Below are 22,972 nucleotides of genomic sequence, written 5' to 3' on the forward strand. Positions count from 1 at the left end.
ACCAAGTATATGCAGGAGGAACGCTACCTAATGGAGAAGCTGGTGCAGGTGAGTAAGCAGGGACTGGACAGCCACACGATTTTGTACGGAGTCTTCGGAGATCCGGTTCGCCATTCGAAGTCGCCGGTCATGCTCAACCGGGCGTTCGCCGAAGCGGGCATCAATGCGGCGTACGGCGCTTTTCATATTCATCCCGGCACGCTGGGCGATGCCGTAGCAGGCATCCGTGCGCTCGGATTCCGCGGAGTGAACGTGACGGTTCCCCACAAGCTCGAAGTCATGTCCTATCTCGATGAGATCGACGAAGGCGCCCGGGTGATCGGGGCGGTCAATACGATCGTCAATGATAACGGCCGTCTCGTCGGCTACAACACCGACGGCATCGGCTACATCCGGTCGCTGAAAGAAGAGACCGGCATCGTGCTTAAGGGCCGCAAGGTGCTCATGATCGGAGCGGGCGGCGCGGCACGCGGGGTAGGGTATGCCTTGGCCCGGGAGGGCGCGGAACATATCTACATCGCGAACCGTACCAAGGAGAAGGCGCTGGATCTTGCCGCCTCCCTCGGCAGCATTGCCAGCATCAGCGGCCACGGGCTGGACGAGATTCACCGGCTGGCGGAAGACGCGGCCCTCATCGTGAATAACACGCTGCTAGGGATGCACCCGAACGTCGATGAGGTGCCAATGGATATTTCGTTGATCCGGGGAGACCATGTCGTGAGCGACCTCATCTATAATCCGCTGGAGACCCGCTTCCTGCGGGAAGCCCGGGTGAAGCGGGGGGCTGCCGTGCACAGCGGTCTCGGCATGTTCATCTACCAGGGCGCCTACGCGTTCGAATACTGGACAGGTCAGCCGGCACCGGTGAACGCCATGCGGGAAGCGGTATTGGCTTCGTTCGGCGACACCGGCGGGGCTTAGTGAACCAAACCAATCTAGAGTACAAGATAAGGATGAAGACATCATGCTGACAGGCAAACAAAAAAGACATCTGCGATCGCTCGCCCACCATCTCGACCCGATTTTTCAAGTGGGCAAGGGCGGCGTGAACGAACATATTATCCGCCACATCAACGAGGCGATCGAAACGCGCGAACTCATCAAAATTACCGTGCTCAACAGCTGTATGGAAGACCGGAACGAAGTGGGCCAGCAGCTGGCGGATGGGGCTGAGGCGGAGCTCGTTCAAGTGATCGGCAAGATCGTGGTGCTCTACAAGGAGTCCCGCGAGCATAAGACGATCGAGCTTCCGGTCTAGCGACTAATCCGAGGCAACTCCCGGGAGAGGAGAGGTTGGGATGAAAATCGGGCTGATGGGCGGTACGTTCGATCCGATTCACATCGGACACCTTCTTGCCGCGGACAGCGTCAGCACTGCGCTGGAACTCGATGAGGTGTGGTTCATGCCTACGAATGTGCCTCCCCACAAAGACCGCAAGCCGGGGGCGACGGCCGCCCAGCGGCTGGAGATGGTGCGCCTTGCGGTGGAAGGGCATCCCCGGTTCCGCGTGTCGGATGTGGAGCTGCGCATGGGCGGGATCTCTTACAGCATCGACACGGTGTCGATGCTGCGGGAGGAGCATCCCGGCTATGCCTTCCACTACATCATCGGCGCGGATATGGTACAGTACCTGCCGAAGTGGTACCGCATCGAGGAGCTGATCGGTCTGGTCACGTTCATTGGGCTGGAGCGTCCCGGCTACTCGACCGGGTACGATACGCTGCCGGGACCGATCCGTGAAGCCGTGCGGCTTGTGCCTATGCCGCAGATCGAGCTCTCCTCGACGGAGATCCGGCAGCGCCGGGCCGAAGGCTTGTCCGCGCGTTACCGCGTACCGGACCGGGTAAATGAGTATATCGAGGTGAACTCGCTGTATGAAACGTGAAGAGCTGATGGAATCGGTCCGCTCCCAGATGCCGGAGAAGCGCTGGATCCATACGCTGGGCGTGATGGAGACGGCCGTACTGCTGGCGGAGCGCTTCGGCGCGGATCCCGCCAAGGCGGATCTCGCCGCCATTCTGCACGACGTATGCAAATATTGGCGTGTGGACGAGCAGGCCCGGGTCATCCGGGAGAACGGACTGCCGCAGGATCTGCTGGGGTACGACAAAGAACTGTGGCATGCCCATGCGGGAGCCTGGGTGGCGCAGTCGCAGTACGGCGTGGAAGACGAAGAAGTGCTGGATGCCATCCGCTATCATACGTCCGGCCGCGAGAGCATGACGCTGCTGGACAAAGTCGTCTGCCTGGCCGATTATATGGAGCCCGGCCGGGATTTTCCGGGCGTGCATAATATTCGGGAAAACGCCGAACATAGTTTAGAGAAGGCGCTGCTTGCCGGATTCGACGGTACGATCTCGTTTCTGCTCGAGAAGCGCAAACGGGTGTATCCGCTGACCTTGGCGGCCCGAAATGGTCTTATTATGGAATTGGAAGCTGCGGAAGCAGAAGAATAGAGGTAAGGCCATGGCCGCCGTAGACGGCTGGGCCATGGCGATATGCTTGACAACCTAGGGCCGCTTTACAGGCCCGTCGGTTGCAATATGCTTGACAATGGCCGCCGTAGACTGCGGCAGTGCCATTGCAATTTGCTTGACAATTGAGCTGATAATCGGCTTACCAATTGCAATTAGGAGGATACTTAATGATACAACCCGATGAACTGCTCGCCTTGGTGGTCGATGCGGCCGAAGACAAGAAAGCCATGAATCTCGTTGCCTTGAACCTGAAGGGCATTTCTTTGATCGCCGATTATTTCCTGATCTGCCACGGGAACTCGGAGACGCAGGTGCAGGCGATCGCTACCGAAATCCGCAAACGGGCCGAAGAGCAGGGCGCGCGCGTCCGCGGCTTGGAAGGAATGGACACCGCTCGCTGGGTGCTTGTAGATCTTGGGGATGTCGTGGTCCATGTATTCCACCGCGACGACCGTGAGTATTACAATATCGAACGTCTGTGGTCCGACGCCAAAGTGGTTGAGCGCGTATGAAGCTGGAAGCGGGCACGAACCGGCGGCTTGAAGTAGCCCGTGAGGTCTCGCCTCACGGCTTTTTCCTGACGGACGGTACGCAGGATATTCTGCTGCATTACAGCGAAGTGGTCGGTGAAGTGAAGCCGGGCATCCAAGTGGACGCCTTCCTGTTCTACGATACGCAGGACCGGCTGGCCGCCACGATGCGCGAGCCGCTCATCAAGCTGAACGAGGTGGCGCTCCTCGAGGTCGCGGATTTCCATCCGCGCTTCGGCTGTTTCCTCGAGATGGGACTCGGCCGCCAGCTGCTGCTCCCGTTCCGCGAGCTTCCGGAGATGGAAGAGCTGCGTCCGCAGATCGGCGATAAGGTATTTGTCGTGATGACCCATGACCGGCAGGGTCGCCTGGTAGCCAAAGTGGCGGGGGAGGAACGACTCAAGGAGCTGTGCTTCGATGCCCCGGCCTCCTGGCGCAATACGACCGTGGAAGCGAGGGTCTACAAGCCGCTCCAGATGGGGACGTTCGTCGTATGCGACGGAGGCGTCGTAGGCTTCGGGGTGATCGGCTTTATCCACTCCTCCGAGCGTTCGAGGCTGCTGCGTCTGGGCGAGCAGGTCAGCGTGCGCATTACGTTCGTACGCGAAGACGGCAACGTCAACTGCTCCATGCGCGAGCGCAAGGAAGTGGGACGCGGCGAAGATGCGGACAAGCTGCTGGAATTCCTGCAGGGACGCAATAACAAAGCGATGCCGTTCTCGGACGAGACGCCGGCAGACCTCATTTCCCAGCGCTTCGGCATGAGCAAGTCGGCCTTCAAGCGGGCCCTGGGCAAGCTGATGAAGGAAGGCCTGGTCTACCAGGAGGGCAGCTGGACCTACCTGAAGCAAGAAGGGCAAGAGCCGGTTTCCGAGTGAGCGCTGCTTCGGAACCGGTTTTCTTTTATTATAGATAAGAATTTATACCGTAACGCGGGATCGGGGGCACGGGAAGATGGCATACGAACGATTCTCCTATGTGTATGACCGGCTGATGGAGGACATGCCGTACGAGGAGTGGGTGAGATTCGCCCGGGGCTGCTGGGATAAATTCGGCCAGCCCCGCACGGTGGTGGATCTCGGCTGCGGGACCGGCAGCATTGCGGTTCCATTGGCCCAGATGGGGTACGAGGTGATCGGCATCGACCTCTCGGAGGATATGCTGGCCGTAGCGCAGGGGAAAGCGGATGACGCCAAGACAAGCCGGTCGCTGCCGCCGGGAGGCAGCGTGACCTTCCTGCAGCAGGATCTGAGGGACTGGGAGCTCGGCCGCCCGGCGGATGCGGTGATCTCGTTCTGCGACTGCTTCAACTATTTGCTGGAGGAAGACGATGTGGAACAGGCGATCAGGCAGGCTTATGCCGGGCTGAAGCCGGGCGGCGTCTTTGTGTTCGACGTGCACACGGCGGAGCAGCTTATCGATTATGCGGCCAGCCAGCCGTTCTTCCTGAACGACGAGGATATCGCCTATATCTGGACGTCCGAGTACGACGAGAGCCGCAGTGAGATCGAGCATGCGCTGACGATCTTCGTGCAGGATGAGGAGAACTCCAGGGGCGACGATACGCCGTCCGGGCGATTCACCCGTGTCGAGGAGACCCATACGCAGCGGGCGTATCCGCTCGCCTGGCTGGAATCGAAGCTTCGCGCTGCCGGTTTCCGCGAGGTGGTCTGTTACGGGGATTTTATGTTCAAACAGGCGACAGAAGAGACGCGGCGCGCGTTTTTTGCAGCGGTGAAGTAAAGTAAAGTGAAGTAAAGTGAAGTAGATCCAACCGGTTCACCGGGTCAACCCGAGAATCAGATGCACGATACATAGGATAATCCCCCACAGCGGCAGCGATAAGGCGGCGCCGTTCAGTAAGCCTCGCATGGCAGGTTCCCCTCCATAGTCCTTTTGGTACCCAGTATGGGCATGACAGAGGGAAGATAACCCTGCGGGAGGGCTCTGCCGCTTGACATGAGGGAAGAATTACTTTTATAATGAATGCTAATTGGATGGATCTACAAAATATCTTTACAATTTCACAAGGCTGTGAAGAGAAGCAGTAGCTGAGGACCGTACGATCAGAGAGCCGGTGGAAGGTGCGAACCGGCGGCGGTAGCAGTGAACTCGTCTTGGAGCCAGAAGGTGAGGAAGTACCCGGGCCGTCAGGCTGCAAGGGACTCTCCAGCCGGATCGTTTCGCCCCGCGTTAAGGGGTTTGAGTGGATTTTGGCAAAGCATGCCGGAATCAACTAGGGTGGTACCACGGGAATTCAAGCCTCTCGTCCCTAGCGTTGCGCTAGCGATGAGACGGCTTTTTTTGTTGCAAAGAAAAGTTGTCCCAGGGTTGGAACAAGCGTGGAGGGGTGTCAAGGCCACGATGCCATGAGGACAGCGCAGCGGAAACCTATTGATGCGAAGAGCCGTGCCGGTGGATGCCGCTGCAGGAGCTGAAGGAGGAGCAGATTCGAATGTCACAGGAAACCAGAGAAAACCAGGGCTATAACCCGCTTGTCATCGAGCCGAAATGGCAGCAGTATTGGGATGAGAACAAAACCTTCAAATTGCTTGAGGATGAGAGCAAGCCGAAGTTCTATGCGCTCGATATGTTCCCGTATCCGTCGGGAGCGGGGCTGCACGTAGGCCATCCGGAAGGATATACGGCAACGGATATCGTCTCGCGTTACAAAAGAATGCGCGGTTACAACGTGCTTCATCCGATGGGCTGGGACGCTTTCGGCCTGCCGGCCGAGCAGCACGCGCTCGATACCGGAGAGCATCCGCGGGAGATTACGGTCAAGAACATCAACAACTTCCGCCGCCAGATCAAGTCGCTTGGCTTCTCCTACGATTGGGACCGCGAGATCTCGACGACGGATCCGGAGTACTACAAGTGGACGCAGTGGATCTTCATCCAGCTCTATAACAAAGGTCTCGCTTACGTGGACGAAGTCCCGGTGAACTGGTGTCCGGCGCTCGGTACGGTCCTTGCGAACGAAGAGGTCATCGACGGCCTCAGCGAACGCGGCAATCATCCGGTCATCCGCAAGCCGATGCGGCAGTGGGTGCTGCGGATCACCGAATATGCGGAGCGTCTGCTCGAGGATCTCGAAGAGCTCGACTGGGCGGAGAGCATCAAGGACATGCAGCGTCACTGGATCGGCAAGTCCAAGGGGGCGGAGGTTACTTTCGCGGTCGACGGGCATGACGGCGAAAGACTGAAGGTATTCACGACGCGTCCCGACACTTTGTTCGGAGCGACATACTGTGTACTGGCTCCGGAGCATGAGCTGGTGGAGCGCATTACGACAAGCGGGCAGGCTGCTGCGGTCAAGGAATACCAGGAGCGTGCGGCACGCAAGAGCGACCTGGAGCGGACGGACCTTGCCAAGGAGAAGTCGGGTGTCTTCACGGGGGCCTATGCCCTCAATCCGGTCAGCGGTGCAAGACTGCCGATCTGGATCGCCGATTACGTACTCGGGGGCTACGGGACCGGCGCCATTATGGCCGTACCGGGTCACGATCAGCGCGACTGGGAATTCGCGAAGCAGTATGATCTCGCGATTATCGAAGTCGTCCAGGGCGGCGATGTGGAGAAGGAAGCTTATGCCGGCGACGGCCCGCATGTGAACTCCGGCTTCCTTGACGGTCTGAACAACGAGCAGGGCATGGCGAAGATGATCGAATGGCTGGAGCAAAATGGCAAAGGCCAGGGCAAAGTCACCTACCGTCTGCGCGATTGGCTGTTCTCCCGCCAGCGCTACTGGGGCGAGCCGATTCCGATTATCCATCTCGAAGACGGTACGATGAAGACCGTACCGGAGGACCAGCTGCCGCTGCTGCTGCCGGAGGTTGACGAGATTAAGCCGTCCGGCACAGGCGAATCGCCGCTGGCGGTCGTCACGGATTGGGTGAACACGGTCGATCCGGAGACCGGTAAGCCTGCGCGCCGCGAGACGAACACGATGCCGCAGTGGGCCGGCTCCTGCTGGTACTACCTGCGCTTCATCGATCCGAAGAACAACGACGAGTTCTGTTCCAAGGAGCTGCAGCGCAAGTGGCTGCCGGTCGATCTCTACATCGGCGGCGCGGAGCACGCGGTGCTTCACCTGCTCTATGCCCGCTTCTGGCATAAAGTCCTCTATGATCTCGGCGTCGTGGAGACGAAAGAGCCGTTCTACAAGCTCGTGAACCAGGGCATGATTCTCGGCGAGAACATGGAGAAGATGAGCAAGTCGCGCGGCAACGTCATCAGCCCGGACGTCATCGTGAGCGAGTACGGTGCGGACACCCTGCGCCTGTACGAAATGTTCATGGGGCCGCTCGAGGCGACGAAGCCATGGAACACGAACGGGGTTGACGGGGCGTACCGCTTCCTGAGCCGCGTCTGGCGCCTGTTCATCAGCGAGGACGGCAGCCTGAGCGCGAAGATCTCGGAGAGCGCCGATGCCGGCAGCGAGGCGTTCAAGCGGACGTGGCACCGTACGATCAAGAAGGTGACCGAGGACCTCGACGCGCTGCGTTTCAACACGGCGATCTCCCAGCTGATGATCTTCGTCAACGAAGCTTACAAGACCGATACGCTGCCGAAAGCGGCTATGGAGCAGTTCGTGCAGCTCCTCTCGCCGATCGCGCCGCATCTGGCCGAGGAGCTGTGGGAGAAGCTGGGTCACAGCGGTACGATCACTTACTCCGCTTGGCCGGCCTATGAAGAAGCCTGGACGGTCGACAACGAAGTGGAGATCGTCATCCAGGTCAACGGCAAAATCGCCGAGCGCGCCACCATCGCAGCCGACGCCGACGAAGCGGCCCTGCAGGAGTTCGCGCTGGGTCTCGACAAGGTCAAAGAAGCAACCGCCGGCAAAACCGTCCGCAAGATCATTGCGGTGAAGGGCAAGCTGGTCAATATTGTAGTCGGCTGATGCGGATCCCCCTCTTTCGGCGGGAGGTATCATCCCCCTCTTTCCCCCTTACCCGTAAGGGGGAGGACCGGGGCTGTCGCCCCCTGGACCCCCAAAAGGGCCGAGGGCGCAGCGGGGCCGGCGTTGAAGCGGCGTAGGGTGCAGGAACGCTTTCGTCTTCCAGACCCAGATACCCCATGGGGCATCTGGGTCTGGAAGACGCGCTCTCATGCGGCGTTCTTCCGGTACGTGGTGCCCTGTTGGAGCAGACCCGGGGGCTGGGCGCGCGGTGAGGATGTGCGAGCGTATTGCCGCCTCAAGACTGCGTCTTGAAGCTGTTGTTCGGCGGCCCCCTCGGCCGGGCGCTGCGCAGCCCAGCGAGGGAGTAGTTCTACGAAAAACAAATAACCGCTGTCCGGACGGACACAGCGGTTGTGGGAAAAGAAGCTTTGATCGGTGTGGAGTGGTAGGTGAGGTATTCCCCGCAAGAGCCGCTTGACGGCGCCCGCCTTTGAAATTCGTGATGATTTCCTTTGAACATTCAAATGAGTTTATCACGGATATCAACTGCGGCTGGAGGGGAATATCTCACCGGTCTCCCTCTGCATGAGATCAAGAGGGCTTTGTTTCTCACAACCCCTGTCCTCCGGGCAGCGGCTCATATCGGAAAACGTGAAAGCATCGCGTCAATCGACCCGGGTCCCGAAAAAGCGGGCTTCCACCTTTTCCAAATCTTCTTCGTATTTGGAATGAGTTGTGCGGATGAGGTCGTAAAAGACCCCGCACAGCTCTTTTTCCATTAGGCGGAGTCCTTCGGCGGTGATGCCGCCGGGTACGGCGACGCGCTTCTGCAGCTGGGCCGGGGAGAAGCCGCCGGTGGTGAGCAGCTTGCCGGTACCGAGCGTCATTTCGCTGGCGAGCTGGGTTGCTTCTTCTTCCGAGATGCCGGTCGTATCGACTGCCGCTTCCACGAACTTCTGCACGAAGTAGGCGAGGAAGGCGGGGCCGCAGGAGGACAGGTCGGAGGAGATGCGGGTGTACTGTTCCGAGACGCGGATCGGGGCGGAGACGTGCGAGAACAGGTTTTCGAGGAGATCCTTATCCTCGGGGGTAAGCCGGTCTCCATAGATGCAGAGGGTAGCCCCGCTGAGGACATAGTTCGTGATGCTCGGGATGACTTTGGCGATTTTACTCGGAAGCAGTTCTTCCAGGTGCCGGATCAGCACCGGACTGGTGATCGAGATGACGATTTGGCCGGGCAGCGCGTGATCCTGAATCTCGTCGATCACGGATTTGAATTCCGAAGGCTTGACGCACAAGAACAAGAGGTCGACTCCAAGCGCCGCTTCCTTATTGGATCTTGCCACTTCCAGGCCAGGATACTTCTCGGCTAGCAGCTCTGCTTTGGCAAGGGTTCGGTTGGTTGCCGTGATTTGTTCCGGGTTCAGTGCGCCGGACCGGATGAAGGCTTCGATCAGTACGCTGCCCATGCTGCCCGTTCCAATGAATCCTACCCGCATGATCATCCCCCCTGAGTAGATTACAGTCTTCTTCATGTATGTATATCGGGGGCGGCAGGAGTTTATGACTGAAAAATACCATTTTGGTGGGAGGTTACCCGTGTTACGCCATATGCATGTAAAAACAGCGGTGCTGGCCGTGCTACTTGCGGGCTGCGGTCTTCTTCTGATGTTGGGGGTCGCGAAGACCTGGAGCACGGGAGAGAAAGCAGACGGCTTCGTAGCGGCTGACGACGAGATGCGCAGGCTGCTGGATGAGGCGGCAGCCCCGCCTACAGACGAAAAGTCGGCCCAAGAGGCGGCAGCCCCGCCTGCGGACGGAAAGTCGGCCCAAGAGACAGCTTCCGCGGCTGCGGATGGAAAACCATCCAAAGGAGCGGCCTCTGTGCCGGCGGGTGGTCAATCCGCTAAAGCAGCGGCCTCCTCCGGTACAGAGGGAGGCAGTGCGGAGCAGCAGGCCGGAGTACCCGTATTTCCTCCGCCGAAGCCGGGGCAGCCAGGCGTCTCTGTTGATATAGCGGGGGGCAGTCCGGACTCATCCGCAGCAGCGGTGTCCGGCAAGACTGCCGTGACCGGCACCGGAACGGCGCCGCCTGCCGCCGATCAGGCACCGGCAGCGGTGTCTCCGGGCGGCGCTTCGGCTGCCCAGCTTCATTTGAACCAGGCTACCGCGGAGCAGCTGGATGCGCTGCCTGGGATCGGGCCCTCCCGGGCCGCTGCGATCATTGAGCTGCGGAAGAAACGGGGAGGGGCATTCCGTTCCCTGGACGAGCTGCTCGAGGTGAAGGGCATCGGCGAGAAGTCGCTGCAGAAGCTGAAGCCGCTTTTGACGCTATAGCTTACCGTCGCTCCTCCCGCGAGAGTCCGCCGCAAGCCGGGCTCCACAGTGCGAAAACTCTTTCGTTTTGTCGGATTATATGCGAAAATACCAGGAAAAGCTTTTACGGCGAGGCAGGTGGCATCCGGGTGACAGGACGCAAAGATTGGGATACGTATTTCATGGATATCGCCTATATGGCATCGACCCGTTCGCAGTGCGGCCGAAGACATGTCGGCGCGGTGCTCGTACAGGGCAAGAAGCTGCTCGGCACGGCATACAACGGCGCCCCGATGGGCGTGCCGGACTGTTCGGAGGCGGGCTGCATGCTCGTCGAGGAGTTCGAGCTCGTGAATGCGGACGGCGGGGAGCAGGTGGTCAAGAAGCAGCGCTGTATCCGGACTATTCATGCGGAGCAGAATCTGCTGCTCTTCACAGACCGCGACGACCGGGAGGGATCGGTAGTATACGTGACCGACCAGCCGTGCTGGACCTGCGCGAATATGCTGGCGAACAGCGGCATTACCGAGATCGTCTACCACCGGCCTTATCCGAAGGATGCAGGCAAGGTGCAGGACTTGATGGAAGGCAAGGGGCTTCGCTTCCGCAAGCTGGAGGTTTACGAGCCTCCGGCGGGAACGCTGACGGAAGTCAGGAATTAAGCATTTTGCCCGGATGAAGGCCTATAGGAAGTAATGGGCGAGGAAGGAAGAACCTTCTCTGCACACGGGATCCGTGTGTTAGGAGAAGGTTTTTTCTTATGCCCGCGTAGGGGTATGAGGCTGCCTGCCTGCGCCTGTTTTCGTTGACTTCCGTTCTTCTTCACTGATTACCGTCCCGAAGGGGCGGTGCGGGTTATGCTCGTCATGATGGCAACTTGGCAAGGGGGATAGCACATGCTTCAAAGAAGACCGGTCGTCCTGGCGGCAGCCGGCTGGGCGTCGGGATGTATAGCGGCGGACCTCTGGCCTCAGCCCTGGTACAATCTTCTGCTTGTTCTGGGGGCGGGGCTGCTGCTCTGTCTCGTCATGGCCCTGAAGCCTCCAGGGGCACTCTGGCTAGCAGGGCTGCTGATTGCTGGAGCTGGAATGGGGTGGTATGGGGAGCATGACCGCAAGAATGTAAGCCGGATCAGGGTCCAGGGGACGGAGGAACCCGGGGCGGCGCTGCAGGGGCGGATCGTTACGGCGGTCACGGTCGACGGCGACCGGGTCAGCTTCCAGGTGCTGGCGGAGGAGGTCACGGTACCGGCGCCCGGAGCTGTGCGGGATGGGGGCCGGGGCGAGCGGCTGCAGGTGTCGGTCCGGCTCGCTGCACAGGCAGAGCAGAAGGAGGCGATGGGCTGGGCACGCGGCGATCTCATCGGACTTCAGGGGAAGCTGGCTGTGCCGTCCGAAGCGCGGAATTTTGGGGGCTTCGACTATCGGGACTACTTGTATCATCAAGGCGTGCATTGGCTGGTGACAACCAAGGGGCTCGGCGAAGTGGAGGTGGTTCCGCCGAAGAAGGGCGATTGGGGAGCCTGGCTGCCGCTCAGATGGAACGATACGGTAAGGACTGCGCTGGGGACTCAGGTGGAACGGTTGTTTCCGGCGGAGCAGACGGGCTTTATGCAAGGGATGCTCGTCGGGCTGACCGATGCGATCGATCCCGAGCAGTTCGACCGGTTCTCGCAGCTTGGACTCACCCATATCATTGCAATTTCCGGCCTGAACGTAGCCATCTTCGTCGGATGTCTCGTATGGCTGCTGAAGCGGTGCGGCTTGACCCGTGAAGCCACGCTCCTGACGGCTCTGTATCTCATGCCCCTGTACATCGCGGTAACAGGCGGGTCCCCCTCGATTGTGCGGGCCGGTCTGATGGCAATGATCGCGTTGTATGCCGCTTACCGGCACCGGCTCAAGGATGGCCTGCATATCGCCCTGATCGCCGGGGTGGGGATGCTGGTGTGGAACCCGTACTACCTCACGGATGTTTCGTTCCAGCTGTCCTTCCTCGTCACGCTCGGGTTGATCGCCGGAGTACCGGCCATGAATGCGGTACTCCCCGCGAGGCTTGGGCGGCTGAGGGATGCGGTGTCGATTACGCTGGTGGCGCAGCTGATGTCGTTTCCGCTGACGATCTATTACTTCAACGGGTTCTCGCTGCTGTCACTGCCGGCGAATTTTGTCATGGTGCCGGTCTTCAGTACATTCGTCATGCCGGCGGGTACGGTAGCGATGCTGCTCGGGTTTTTGAGCCCGATGGCGGCGGGATGGATCTCCTGGCTGGTGGCGAAGGTCAACGGACTGCTGTTCGCCGTCGTGGCCTGGTGCGCGGAGGGCAGCTTCTTTCAGACGATCTGGCGCAGCCCATCTCCCTTGTGGATCGCCGGCTATTACGCTGTACTGCTCCTGCTGATCCGTCTGGTTCTGGAGCACCGCAGGCGTGAGGAAGAAACCAGGCAGCCTCAGCCCCTGCTGTTCACGACCGCAGAGGAAGCGCGGCGGCGACTATGGCAGCGGTGGAACAGAAGGCTGGTCCGGCCAGGAGCGGCTGCCGCCTTGGCGGGACTGCTGCTGTTCGCCTACCTTCCGGAGCAGGGGGGGCAAGAAGGCCGGGTCGAATTCCTCGATGTCGGGCAGGGCGACAGCATCCTGATCCGGCTGCTGCCCGCAGGACGCACGGTACTGGTGGACGGGGGCGGGACCGTCGCCTTCGGAAGGCCGGGGGAGGACTGGCGCACCCGCCAAGATCCGTACGAGGTCGGCCGCAAGCTGCTCGTGCCTCTGCTCAAGAAAAGAGGGGTTCGGCAGATTGACGAGTTGATCGTCACCCACCAGGATGCGGACCATTACGGAGGTCTGCAGGCCGTGCTGGAGGGGATACCGGTGAAGCGGCTGCTCTTCAACGGGACGATGAAGCCGGAGGCCGGGGTGGAGAAGTTGTTCCGCACGGCATTGGAACGGGGGACGAAGCTGGCGGCCGTGGGCGGCGGGGACCGGCTGGAGCTTGGAGAGGACACCGTCCTGTATTTTTTGCACCCTCACAGCGGAAGGGAGAGGGGGCCGATCGAGACGGAAGAGGACCAGAATCCGAATTCAGTCGTCTTCCTGATGGAGATGCAGGGGACCCGGTGGCTGTTCACTGGTGACATCGGACAAGAGACGGAGCGGGCGCTGCTGGAGCAGTGGGGCGAGGGGGGAGCTGCGTCTGCCGGCGGCCTTCCCTCCTCCGCTTCAGGTAAGCCGCAGCCGGTTCTGCCTGGGAGACCGGAATACCGTGCGCCCCTCGATGTACTGAAGGTGGCCCATCATGGCAGCAAGTCATCCACTTCGGACACATGGCTTGCCGCGTGGCAGCCGAAGCATGCCGTCATTTCGGCCGGCGTGAACAACATGTACGGGCATCCGAGCCCCGCGGTACTGGACCGGCTGGCCGGGCAGGGCACGGCCGTCTACCGGACAGACCGGCAAGGGGAGATCCAGATGGCCGTCCGGGAAGGCCGGATTTATATGAGGACCCGGCTTGGGGCCATCCGGCCGGATCCGGCGGGCAAGTAAGCTTTATATCAACCTTTGCGGGAGTCGCGGGCTCCTGTCAGAGGTTTTTTTTGTGAAAAGAGTGAAAAACCGCGAAAAACGAATGAGATTTTGAACGCTGCCGGTCATTTTTCGGATATCGGATTCCTTATAACACGGTAGGTAATGTGACATAAGAAAAGTTGATAAAAGAAAGGGGGTGCCAGCGGGTAATCTGAACGATACGGAGGAGGAAATGTAGAAAATAGCTATTAAACGAACGAAATTTAGCAAAAATGGACTTAATGTTCGTTTATCATTCCGTTGAGAAAGGCGAAAAAGAAAGTAATTCCAAAAAAGCACTTGAAATATTCGTAAAAATTCGCTACTCTAAGAATCAAGTTGAATGTTACCTAACCTAACACATATTAGGGGAGAGGGAACATATGAGAAGAAAATCACCTTTTAATTCCACTTGTGTCATTATAACTAACGCATAGGAGCGTGAAGGAATACATGAAGAAGAAATTGGTGCTTGTCGGGAACGGTATGGCTGGGGTATGGGCAGTGGAGCAGCTCTTGAAGCTGGCTCCGAATCAATACGAAGTGACGGTGTTCGGCAGTGAGCCGCATCCGAACTACAACCGGATTCTGCTGAGCTCCGTGCTCGCAGGCGATGCGAAGATCGATGACATTGTCATTAATGACTGGAACTGGTACCAAGAGAACAACATCACCCTTCATACCGGCCATACTGTGACGAAGATCGATACGCAGCGCAAGTCGGTATCGACGGCGACCGGGATCACGGCGGAGTACGATGAGCTCATCCTGGCAACGGGTTCGCTTCCGTTCATGCTGCCCCTTCCGGGTGCGGACAAAGAGGGCGTGATCGCCTTCCGGGATATCAATGACTGCAATACAATGATCGAAACGGCGAAGAACTACAAAAAAGCCATCGTCATCGGCGGCGGCCTGCTTGGATTGGAAGCGGCCCGCGGCCTCCTGAACCTGAACATGGATGTGTCGGTCGTCCACATTTTCAAAGACCTGATGGAGCGCCAGCTCGACCAAACCGCTTCGCAGATGCTGCGCAAAGAACTCGAGAAACAGGGCATGAACTTCCTGCTCGAGAAGAACACGGACTCCATTCTTGGCCGCAGCCGCGTGACGGGCGTCAAATTCAAGGACGGATCCGTAGTCGATGCCGACCTCGTCGTGATGGCGGTGGGCATCAAGCCGAACGTCCAGCTCGCCAAGGACAGCGGCCTGGAAGTGAACCGCGGCATCGTGGTGAACGATTACCTCGAGACGAGCATCCCGAACGTGTACTCGGTCGGCGAGTGCGCCGAACACCGCGGCATTGCTTACGGCCTGGTGGCACCGCTGTATGAGCAGGGCAATGAACTGGCGAAGCGTCTGGCCGGCGTACCTTCTGCAGGCTATCAAGGCTCGGTCGTCTCGACGAAGCTCAAAGTATCCGGTGTGGATGTATTCTCTGCAGGGCAGTTCACGGACGCGGATGACACGGCTTCGGTCCGGGTGCAGGATGACTTCAGCGGCGTCTACAAGAAGGTAGTGATCAAGGACGGCAAAGTGATCGGTTCGGTACTCTTCGGCGACACGAGCGACGGTTCCCGCCTCTTCAAGATGATCCGCGAAGGCGAAGACGTGACAGGCAAGGAGAAGGAAATCCTGCTTGGCGAAGGCTCCGGCGGTGGCGCGAATTCGGGACTGGACTACGTTGCTTCGATGGCGGACAGCGAGATCGTGTGCGGCTGTAACGGGGTATCGAAGGGGACGATTCTCAATGCGATCAGCGAGAATGGCTGCACGAGCGTCAACGAGATCAAGGCTTGCACGAAAGCGTCCGGTTCCTGTGGAGGCTGTAAGCCGCTGGTAGCTGATCTTCTGACGCTGGCGCTTGGCGCGGACGGTGTGCAGACAGTGAAGGAAGGTATCTGCGGCTGTACGGAGCACTCCCGCGACGAAGTGGTGGAAGCGATCCGGAGCATGCGGCTCACCTCCTCCAAGGAAGTCATGAACGTGCTCGAGTGGAAGACGGAGGAAGGCTGCTCGAAGTGCCGTCCGGCCCTCAACTACTACCTCGGCATGGCTTGGCCGGAAGAGCATGAGGAAGAACGCGAATCCCGCTTCGTCAACGAGCGCAACCACGCGAACATCCAGAAGGACGGTACGTACTCCGTCGTTCCCCGGATCTATGGCGGCGTCACTTCCCCCGGAGAGCTGAAGCGTATTGCGGAAGTCGCTGAGAAGTTCGATGTGCCGATGGTGAAGTTCACGGGCGGACAGCGTCTGGACCTGCTCGGGGTGAAGAAGGAAGATCTGCCGAAGATGTGGGCCGAGCTCGATATGCCGTCGGGGTATGCTTACGGCAAAGCGCTGCGGACCGTGAAGACCTGCGTCGGCTCGACGTTCTGCCGCTTCGGCACCCAGGATTCGATCCAGATGGGGATCGATCTCGAGAAGCGCTTCGAACGGCTGAATACGCCGGCCAAGGTGAAGCTGGCCGTATCGGGCTGCCCGCGCAACTGTGCGGAGTCGACGATCAAGGACTTCGGCGTGATTGCGATCGACGGCGGCTGGGAGCTGTATGTGGGCGGTAACGGCGGTGTGAAGGTACGCGCTTCGGAGCTTCTCTGCAAGGTCAAGACAGAGGAGGAAGTACAGGAGTGGGCAGGCGCGTTCCTGCAGTACTACCGTGAAGCGGCCAAGTGGAACGAGCGGACGAGCGAGTGGGTCAGCCGTGTCGGTCTCGAGTCGATCAAGGAAGCGCTGGCGAGTGAGGAAGAGCGCAAGGCCCTCAACGAGCGGATCGACAAGACGCTCAGCCTGACCACGGACCCGTGGAAGGAAATTATCGAGAAAGACGAACTTCGTGCGACGTTCGAGGAGCTGCAGGCCCCGGCGCTCGAGACGGTAGCGGACTAAGGGAGGATAACATAGATGAATAGAATAGTAGTGGGACACAGCTCCGAGGTAACAGAAAGAAGATCGCGGATCGTCCATGTGGACGGCGTAGAGATCGCGATCTTCAAATTGACGGGCGGCAATTTCCGCGCGATCGAGAATCTTTGCCCTCATAAGAACGGCAAGCTCTCCGAAGGCATCGTCTGCGACCATCACGTCTTCTGTCCGCTGCACGATTGGAAGATTAATCTCAACGACGGGTTGGTTCAGGAGCCGGATGAAGGCTGCGTACGGACGTACGGCGTCGAGATCGAAGAAGCGACAGGCAACATCATCTTGGTAGTGGAGCATGGAAGCTCGCTGGCTTCTTAAGACGAGAGGGCCGCTTCTAACCGGCGGCGCCTGCGATCACAGTAGAGCCGCTTTCGCCCGGGTGGGCGGGAGCGGCGTCTATACTTAGAGGAGGGCACACCATGGATTATGTGAAACCGGATAAGGTTGTGGCCGCCATGGTTCAGTCGGGCGCGGCCAAAGCGGCACTTGGGGTGAAAGATGCGCTGATCAGAGGCTTCCTCGGCGGTGCCATCCTTGCCTTTGCCACTACGCTGGCCTTTACGGCGGCGGCACAGACCAAGCTCCCGTTGGTGGGTGCCTTGGTGTTTCCTGTCGGATTTGTGATCATTGTCCTGCTGGGCTTGGAGCTTGTGACGGGCAGTTTTGCCTTGATTCCCCTGGCCGTGCTGGAGAAGAAAGCATCCTTACGCTCCATGCTTTCGAATTTTTTCTGGGTGATTCTCGGCCATCTGCTCGGGTCTGCCGTCTATGCGGGGTTGTTCTATGCGGCGGTCACGAACTTCGGCCATATTCAGGACCAGAGCGTGATCCAGATGATCATCCACACGGCCGAGACCAAGACGAACGGCTACGCGGCGCTTGGCTTCGACGGGATGGCCGCCGTGTTCGCCAAAGCGGTGCTGTGCAACTGGATGGTTACGCTCGGCGCGGTGATGGCGATGACGGCCGAGTCCACCACGGGCAAAATTCTCGCGATGTGGCTGCCGATCCTCACGTTCTTTGCCCAAGGGTTCGAGCATGCGGTTGTGAACATGTTCGTTATTCCTGCCGGCATGATGTATGGGGGGGAGGTAACGCTCGGCGGATGGTGGTTATGGAACCAGCTGCCGGTACTGCTCGGTAACTTTACCGGAGGCGTTCTGTTCACGGGCTTGTTCTTATATTATACGCACTCGAAGTCGAAGAAAGGGGTCGAGGCCGATCCTTTCCAAGCTGTCTCAGGCAGAGCCGACCCAGTCCCTGCCATCTCCGGCAGAACGGAACTTCTGGCTGCATCCGCTGCCCGCCGCTCTTAGCGGCGCGGCAGTTTTTTTGCGCCAAGCCAGCCAGGCCGGGTACAATGCGGTGCGGTAAGACGGCAGGCCGTATAATCTCAAGTTCGGTGGATGAGTGGGTGTAGAGCAGCCGGGGGGCCGTTTTTTGCTCTACAGGCCAAGGGGGAAGCAGGTTTCTTTTCCGGACATTTGTCCTTGTCTAAGCCCATTGCTTCTGTTATATTCTAACCTTGGCAGGCCCCGAGCTCCGGGGTGCTGTGGGTGGGAGAGGGATGCAAGACGATTTGAGTTGATACGGCAATGAACAAACTACGTTTGAGAGCATGCCTGCTCGTGCTGCTGGGCGCAGCTTCGTACGGGGTGCTGTCCACCTTCGTGAAGCTGGCGTATGCGGACGGCTTTACGCCGGGCGAAGTAACCGGCAGCCAAGTGCTGCTCGGCTGCGCCATTACGTGGCTCCTCGTACTGGCGGGCATCGGGCGGGGAATACCGGCCATCCCGCCGCGGGTGCGGTGGAAACTGCTCGGCAGCGGAATGTTCACGGGGCTGACCGGCGTCTTCTATTATTATGCGCTGCAGTCGCTCGATGCTTCCTTCGCCGTCCTGCTTCTCTTCCAGTTTACCTGGATGGGGATGGTGGCCGACTGGGTGCTGCAGGGACGGGTGCCGACCCGCTTCCGGGTGCTCGGCATCGTGATCGTGCTGGCGGGCACTGTGCTTGCCTCCGGGCTGCTTGACGGCACGCTGCTGGACCGCGTATCCCCATCGGGAATCGGCCTGGGCTTAGCCGCCGCGGCGAGCTACACGCTCTTCATCTACTTCAGCGGCAAGGTCGCCGTCGAGGTGCCTGCGCTGTGGAGAAGCGCCTGGATGCTGACCGGTGCGTCGGTCGCGGTGTCGGTGATTTACCCGCCGCAGTTCCTGTGGAACGGCGCGCTGGGGAATGGCCTGCTTCTGTGGGGCTTCCTGCTGGGCTTGTTCGGCATGATTGTGCCTTCGTATATGTATGCGAAGGGGGCGCCGAAGATCGATACGGGTCTGACCGCGATCTTGGGCGCAGTCGAGCTGCCCGTCGTCATCGTGTTCTCCGCTCTGCTGCTTCATGAGCAGACGGGGATCCGGGAATGGGCCGGCATCGGGTTGATCCTGGCGGGTATCGTATTCTCGGAACTCGGCGGAAGCCGCCGGCAGGAAGAGGCGGCGGTGGCCGGCCCGAAGCCGGGCGCGGAGAAAGCATAGGACTGACGGCCCGGAGGGGCGGCCTTCATAGGCTGCTCCTCCGCGTGCGGCCGGACGATCCGGTTATGAGCTATACAACAAGCAAGCGGACTGGCCGCACGCTCCTTCACGGGGCGGACGGGCAGTCCGCTTTTTTTATCGGAGGGCGAAACAAAACCGGTACCCGGACGTATAATAGGAGACAAAAATTGGCTATAACGGATAGGCCGCCATCTCTATACCTACATAACCGAATTTGATATGCTGATAGAGTTATCAAAAGAGCTGCAACATTTTTGCGGACCCGCACGTTTATAAGGTTGCAAGAGAGGGGGATCCCAGTGGTAGCGCCTGAATTAATCAAGGCTGCCCAGTCGGGCGATCGCGACGCTCTAATTACCCTACTGCGTGAAATTGAAAACCATGTGTACCGCACCGCTTATTACATTCTCGGCAACGAGCAGGATGCCATGGATGCGGCACAGGAAGCGCTAATCCGGATTTATACCAAGATCGGGTCATATGAAGAGAAAGCCCAGTTCAAAACCTGGGTACAGCGCATAGTAACGAACCTGTGTATCGACAAGTTCCGCCGGGCGAAGCCGACCGTGTCGATCGAGCAGCACGATCTTACTTTCACTGACAACCAAAGTGTGGAGGAAGAGGTGCTGTCCGCTTATGTCGCCCAGGATATCCGGGAGGCGATCGACAAGCTGCCGGAGCATCACCGGTCTGTCGTTGTGCTTCGGTATTTGCAGGACTTTTCATATAATGAAATCGCGGAATCGCTTGACCTGCCGATCAATACGGTCAAATCATACTTGTTCCGGGCGAGGCAGCAGCTGCAGACGATCCTCGGAGAGTACAAGAAACCGAGCAGGGACGCGGTAAGGGGTTAAGATGGCAAGGGTTAAGATAGAAGCACAGGGAGCAGCCCGCGAGATAACGAACGGGTATAAGATCCCGGAATTAAGGGATATAGCGACAACGCAGAAAGGTAGTGTACGGGGATGATGTGTCAAGAGGTGATCGAACTGATGCAGAGGTACCTAGACCGGGATCTCGAGGAGACGGAATACCGCCGGATGCTTCTGCATCTGGAAGCCTGTCCGGACTGCACGGAACTGTTCGAGCGTCTTGTGAATGTATCGCAGGAGCTCGAGAGCCTGCCGAAGGTGCTGCCCCCGTTCTCCCTGGTCGACGCCATCCTGCCGAAGCTGGAGCAGCTCGAGGCGCAAGGGATGGATGCGTCGGAGAAAGGGCCGGCAGCAGGCAGCGAGCCTGTACGCCCGGCAGCTGTTGAGCCGCGGCATGCACCGCGGCCGGCTCCCGGAAGCTGGCGCAAGAATGTACGGGAGTGGATCTCCTTCCCCGTATTCGGCGGAGTCGTGGCGGCGGGTCTGGTCTTCGGGTTCTTCCTCTTTGGACAGGGTCAACCGGGGGGAGACGCCGACAAGCTGTTCAGCGCCATGGACTCAGCGAAGGAAAACTCATCGGCACCGCAGCCGGCAGGTGCGGCGGCAGGCCCTATGCATGACGAGGCCAAGGACTCTTCCGTTGGAGGGGGCGCCAAGGCCGAACCAACGCCTGCGGCAGAGCTTACCGCTCCGCCCCAGGCGCAGCAGGAACAGCCGGCAGCAGGAGCGAACGGGGGAGGCGCTGTGCAGCCTCCGCCGCAGACGGAGCCGCCGAAGGCAGGGAAGTCTGCGCCGGCTGCAGGGCAGCCGAAGGATACGCCGAAGCCAAGGCAGGCCGAGCCTCCGGCGGCCCATGAGCCGGCCGGCGGTGCAAGCGCCAAGGCAGTGGTTCCCGGTACAGGCGCTGCTTCGAAGAGCGCGTCTCCTGCCGGCGGCCAGACACAGCCGGACGGTACGGCTCCTGAATCCGGCGCCGCGGCACCGGGAACAGCCCAGCCTCCGGGCGAAGGAACAGGGGCGGAGGCGTTCCGGGTAACCGGAGCGGACGGCGACGGGAACGGAACTGCCGCCGGTGAGCAGGAGATTGTGCCGCCTGGGCCTGGCGAGGAAGCCGCGTCTAAGGCGCCTGGTGAACCATCGGAGAAAACCTCGCTCGTCGGGGCTTCGTCTCTGCGTTCCGCCGATCCGGTTCACGAGCTGGCGGCGGATGACGGAAGTTATCGGGCGGTCGTTGCCGAAGGCAAGGTTCAGGTCCAAGATAAAGACGGCAAAGTCGTCTTCACGAGCATGGATTGGGCGGATGCCGACCGGATCGATCTGAAGAAGTGGGCGGGCGGTAAGCTGACTTATCATGTCGAGATGGAGACCGGCGGACAGATTCGCTGCTTTATCGTCGATGTGAAAGCAGGGACCGAGGCGGAAGCGAAAAAAGCACCATAACCCGGTGAATTCCCGCGGCGGCGGATGCACCTTTCGCCCCGGACCGCATATACTGCACTACACACCACAAGTCGATCCACGTCGTATGACCATTCCCGCCGGGTTTCTAGAGCCTGAAGCGGGGGTGTTTATATAGATGGGTTTCGCGCAAAGGGATTAGGTCGGACCCTCGGGGTTTTGACGTAATCCCTTTGTTGTTGATATCATGGGAAGTACATAGGAAAGAGCGGGGGAGCGGTATGGATTACAGAACGGCAGTGAAGCGGATCGGCAAAGGGGAGATCGCCCCGGTCTACGTGTGTTACGGGGCGGAGTCTTACTTGATTCAGGATCTCATCGTCCGGCTGACGGACAAGCTTATCGAGCCTGAGCATAAGGCGTTCGCCGTGTCGAGGTACGACCTTGCCGAGACGCCGGTGGAAGCGGTGATCGAAGAGGCGGAGACGCTTCCCTTCATGGTGCCCCGCAAGCTGGTCGTGGCTTCGAACGCCCTGTTCCTGACAGGTGCTAAGGAAAGCGCGAAGGTGGAGCACCGGCTGGAGAAGCTTACGGAATATATGAAATCGCCGGTCGACTATTCCGTGCTGGTCTTCACCGTCGATGCGGAGAAGCTCGACGAGCGCAAAAAAATCGTGAAGTCGTTAAAGGAATCGGATGTGCTCATTCCCTGTACGATGCTCTCGGCCGACGAGCTGACCCAGTGGGTCACCCAGGAAGCAGGCAAGCGGGGCTTTGCGTTCGCGCCCGGCGTGGCGGAGCGGCTTATCCTCTATACGGGAACAAGCCTGCAGGCGCTCACGAAAGAAGTGGAGAAATGTGCGCTCTTCGCCGGAAGCGGCGGGACACTTGCAGCAGAGGATCTGGAGCAGCTCGTCAGCCGCACGATCGAGCAGAACATCTTCCAGCTCATCGAGCATATCGTCCAGATGCAGATGGATCCCGCTTTCACCATGCTGAACGAACTGCTGCGGCGCAAAGAGGAGCCGATCAAGATTGTGATGCTGGTGGCCCGGCAGTTCCGCATTATGTTCCAGGTCAAGGATCTGATGGGACAGGGGTACTCCCAGCAGCAGATCGCCACCCAAATCGGGCTTCATCCGTATGGGGTGAAGATTGCTGCGGGCCAGGCGAACCGCTTCGAGCTGAAGCGGCTCGGGGCCATCCTGCAGCAGCTGGCGGATCTGGATTACCAGATGAAGAGCGGCCGGATCGACAAGGTGCTGGGGCTCGAGATGTTCCTGCTCAAGCTGGCTTCCTGAGGGAGCCGGCTCTTTTTCTGCGGCCGTTTCTGCTTTATCTTGTGTATGCACAAGGAGCCGGCCGGGAGCAGGAAGCATCATCTTTGATATGAAGGTAACGGTATAAACAAAAAGAATCCTTTCCGGAA

Annotated in this window: 19 protein-coding genes and 1 other annotated feature; of the genes, 18 read left to right on the forward strand and 1 reads right to left on the reverse strand. The window is 59.5% G+C overall.

Annotated elements, in window-relative coordinates; all coding sequences use genetic code 11:
• Window positions 1–30: 30 nt before the first annotated feature.
• From aroE to leuS, 8 genes are all read left to right on the forward strand, one after another.
• Window positions 31–921 (forward strand): shikimate dehydrogenase, encoded by an 891-nt coding sequence (gene aroE, locus O9H32_RS04170; RefSeq protein ID WP_269864602.1) that lies wholly within the window; start codon window positions 31–33, stop codon window positions 919–921.
• 43 nt (window positions 922–964) lie between these two features.
• Window positions 965–1,258 carry a ribosome assembly RNA-binding protein YhbY gene (gene yhbY / locus O9H32_RS04175; RefSeq protein ID WP_269864603.1) on the forward strand — a complete coding sequence of 98 codons (294 nt, stop codon included), beginning with the start codon at window positions 965–967 and terminating at the stop codon, window positions 1,256–1,258.
• Window positions 1,259–1,298: 40 nt separating this feature from the next.
• Window positions 1,299–1,886 carry a nicotinate-nucleotide adenylyltransferase gene (locus O9H32_RS04180; RefSeq protein ID WP_269864604.1) on the forward strand — a complete coding sequence of 196 codons (588 nt, stop codon included), beginning with the start codon at window positions 1,299–1,301 and terminating at the stop codon, window positions 1,884–1,886.
• The gene (gene yqeK, locus O9H32_RS04185) at window positions 1,876–2,457 is read left to right on the forward strand and encodes a bis(5'-nucleosyl)-tetraphosphatase (symmetrical) YqeK (RefSeq protein WP_269864605.1); all 582 of its coding nucleotides are present in this window, start codon (window positions 1,876–1,878) and stop codon (window positions 2,455–2,457) included. Before O9H32_RS04180 ends, yqeK begins: the two co-directional genes overlap by 11 nt.
• A 188-nt stretch (window positions 2,458–2,645) precedes the next feature.
• Window positions 2,646–2,990, forward strand: a complete 345-nt coding sequence (gene rsfS / locus O9H32_RS04190; RefSeq protein WP_269864606.1) for a ribosome silencing factor — start codon at window positions 2,646–2,648, stop codon at window positions 2,988–2,990.
• Window positions 2,987–3,886 carry a CvfB family protein gene (locus tag O9H32_RS04195; RefSeq protein WP_269864607.1) on the forward strand — a complete coding sequence of 300 codons (900 nt, stop codon included), beginning with the start codon at window positions 2,987–2,989 and terminating at the stop codon, window positions 3,884–3,886. Before rsfS ends, O9H32_RS04195 begins: the two co-directional genes overlap by 4 nt.
• 76 nt (window positions 3,887–3,962) lie before the next feature.
• Window positions 3,963–4,751: a class I SAM-dependent DNA methyltransferase gene (locus O9H32_RS04200; RefSeq protein WP_269864608.1), complete on the forward strand. Its 789-nt coding sequence runs from the start codon at window positions 3,963–3,965 to the stop codon at window positions 4,749–4,751.
• Between the two features lie 282 nt (window positions 4,752–5,033).
• Window positions 5,034–5,285: a binding site (T-box leader), on the forward strand.
• A 178-nt stretch (window positions 5,286–5,463) separates the two neighbouring features.
• On the forward strand, window positions 5,464–7,914 hold the full coding sequence (gene leuS / locus O9H32_RS04205; protein ID WP_269864609.1) for a leucine--tRNA ligase: 2,451 nt from the start codon (window positions 5,464–5,466) through the stop codon (window positions 7,912–7,914).
• A gap of 665 nt (window positions 7,915–8,579) precedes the next feature.
• Here the strand turns inward: leuS and comER are convergent.
• Window positions 8,580–9,413: a late competence protein ComER gene (gene comER, locus O9H32_RS04210; protein WP_269864610.1), complete on the reverse strand. Its 834-nt coding sequence runs from the start codon at window positions 9,411–9,413 to the stop codon at window positions 8,580–8,582.
• Between the two features lie 100 nt (window positions 9,414–9,513).
• Between comER and O9H32_RS04215 the strand changes: the two genes are divergently transcribed.
• The 10 genes from O9H32_RS04215 (at window position 9,514) to holA (ending at window position 22,844) form a co-directional block, all read left to right on the forward strand.
• Complete coding sequence (locus O9H32_RS04215) at window positions 9,514–10,251, forward strand: helix-hairpin-helix domain-containing protein (RefSeq protein WP_269864611.1); 738 nt, start codon at window positions 9,514–9,516, stop codon at window positions 10,249–10,251.
• Window positions 10,252–10,379: 128 nt separating this feature from the next.
• Entirely contained in the window at window positions 10,380–10,892 is a 513-nt protein-coding gene (locus tag O9H32_RS04220; RefSeq protein WP_269864612.1) for a deoxycytidylate deaminase, read from the forward strand.
• Window positions 10,893–11,126: 234 nt separating this feature from the next.
• Window positions 11,127–13,772, forward strand: a complete 2,646-nt coding sequence (locus O9H32_RS04225) for a DNA internalization-related competence protein ComEC/Rec2 (RefSeq protein ID WP_269864613.1) — start codon at window positions 11,127–11,129, stop codon at window positions 13,770–13,772.
• Window positions 13,773–14,246: 474 nt separating this feature from the next.
• Window positions 14,247–16,682, forward strand: coding sequence for a nitrite reductase large subunit NirB (gene nirB / locus O9H32_RS04230; RefSeq protein ID WP_269864614.1), 2,436 nt, complete (start codon window positions 14,247–14,249; stop codon window positions 16,680–16,682).
• 15 nt (window positions 16,683–16,697) lie between these two features.
• Complete coding sequence (nirD, locus tag O9H32_RS04235; protein ID WP_269864615.1) at window positions 16,698–17,033, forward strand: nitrite reductase small subunit NirD; 336 nt, start codon at window positions 16,698–16,700, stop codon at window positions 17,031–17,033.
• Window positions 17,034–17,134: 101 nt separating this feature from the next.
• On the forward strand, window positions 17,135–18,031 hold the full coding sequence (locus O9H32_RS04240; protein ID WP_269864616.1) for a formate/nitrite transporter family protein: 897 nt from the start codon (window positions 17,135–17,137) through the stop codon (window positions 18,029–18,031).
• Window positions 18,032–18,310: 279 nt separating this feature from the next.
• On the forward strand, window positions 18,311–19,249 hold the full coding sequence (locus O9H32_RS04245) for an EamA family transporter (RefSeq protein ID WP_269864617.1): 939 nt from the start codon (window positions 18,311–18,313) through the stop codon (window positions 19,247–19,249).
• A gap of 320 nt (window positions 19,250–19,569) precedes the next feature.
• Entirely contained in the window at window positions 19,570–20,127 is a 558-nt protein-coding gene (locus O9H32_RS04250; protein WP_269864618.1) for an RNA polymerase sigma factor, read from the forward strand.
• A 111-nt stretch (window positions 20,128–20,238) separates the two neighbouring features.
• Window positions 20,239–21,585, forward strand: a complete 1,347-nt coding sequence (locus O9H32_RS04255; RefSeq protein ID WP_269864619.1) for a zf-HC2 domain-containing protein — start codon at window positions 20,239–20,241, stop codon at window positions 21,583–21,585.
• A 239-nt stretch (window positions 21,586–21,824) separates the two neighbouring features.
• Window positions 21,825–22,844, forward strand: coding sequence for a DNA polymerase III subunit delta (holA, locus tag O9H32_RS04260; protein WP_269864620.1), 1,020 nt, complete (start codon window positions 21,825–21,827; stop codon window positions 22,842–22,844).
• The last annotated feature ends 128 nt before the right edge of the window (window positions 22,845–22,972 follow it).

Origin of the sequence: Paenibacillus caseinilyticus, assembly GCF_027533645.1 — a bacterium.
GTDB lineage: Bacteria > Bacillota > Bacilli > Paenibacillales > NBRC-103111 > Paenibacillus_G > Paenibacillus_G caseinilyticus.

Bases quoted from the DNA above. Each gene is read 5' to 3' on its own strand.
- O9H32_RS04180 (WP_269864604.1), top strand. From the start codon at position 1,299: ATGAAAATCGGGCTGATGGGCGGTACGTTCGATCCGATTCACATCGGA.
- O9H32_RS04240 (WP_269864616.1), top strand. From the start codon at position 17,135: ATGGATTATGTGAAACCGGATAAGGTTGTGGCCGCCATGGTTCAGTCG.
- O9H32_RS04255 (WP_269864619.1), top strand. From the start codon at position 20,239: ATGATGTGTCAAGAGGTGATCGAACTGATGCAGAGGTACCTAGACCGG.
- O9H32_RS04245 (WP_269864617.1), top strand. From the start codon at position 18,311: ATGAACAAACTACGTTTGAGAGCATGCCTGCTCGTGCTGCTGGGCGCA.
- nirD (WP_269864615.1), top strand. From the start codon at position 16,698: ATGAATAGAATAGTAGTGGGACACAGCTCCGAGGTAACAGAAAGAAGA.
- O9H32_RS04200 (WP_269864608.1), top strand. From the start codon at position 3,963: ATGGCATACGAACGATTCTCCTATGTGTATGACCGGCTGATGGAGGAC.
- aroE (WP_269864602.1), top strand. From the start codon at position 31: ATGGAGAAGCTGGTGCAGGTGAGTAAGCAGGGACTGGACAGCCACACG.
- O9H32_RS04195 (WP_269864607.1), top strand. From the start codon at position 2,987: ATGAAGCTGGAAGCGGGCACGAACCGGCGGCTTGAAGTAGCCCGTGAG.
- yqeK (WP_269864605.1), top strand. From the start codon at position 1,876: ATGAAACGTGAAGAGCTGATGGAATCGGTCCGCTCCCAGATGCCGGAG.
- rsfS (WP_269864606.1), top strand. From the start codon at position 2,646: ATGATACAACCCGATGAACTGCTCGCCTTGGTGGTCGATGCGGCCGAA.
- comER (WP_269864610.1), bottom strand. From the start codon at position 9,413: ATGCGGGTAGGATTCATTGGAACGGGCAGCATGGGCAGCGTACTGATC.
- yhbY (WP_269864603.1), top strand. From the start codon at position 965: ATGCTGACAGGCAAACAAAAAAGACATCTGCGATCGCTCGCCCACCAT.
- nirB (WP_269864614.1), top strand. From the start codon at position 14,247: ATGAAGAAGAAATTGGTGCTTGTCGGGAACGGTATGGCTGGGGTATGG.
- leuS (WP_269864609.1), top strand. From the start codon at position 5,464: ATGTCACAGGAAACCAGAGAAAACCAGGGCTATAACCCGCTTGTCATC.
- holA (WP_269864620.1), top strand. From the start codon at position 21,825: ATGGATTACAGAACGGCAGTGAAGCGGATCGGCAAAGGGGAGATCGCC.
- O9H32_RS04225 (WP_269864613.1), top strand. From the start codon at position 11,127: ATGCTTCAAAGAAGACCGGTCGTCCTGGCGGCAGCCGGCTGGGCGTCG.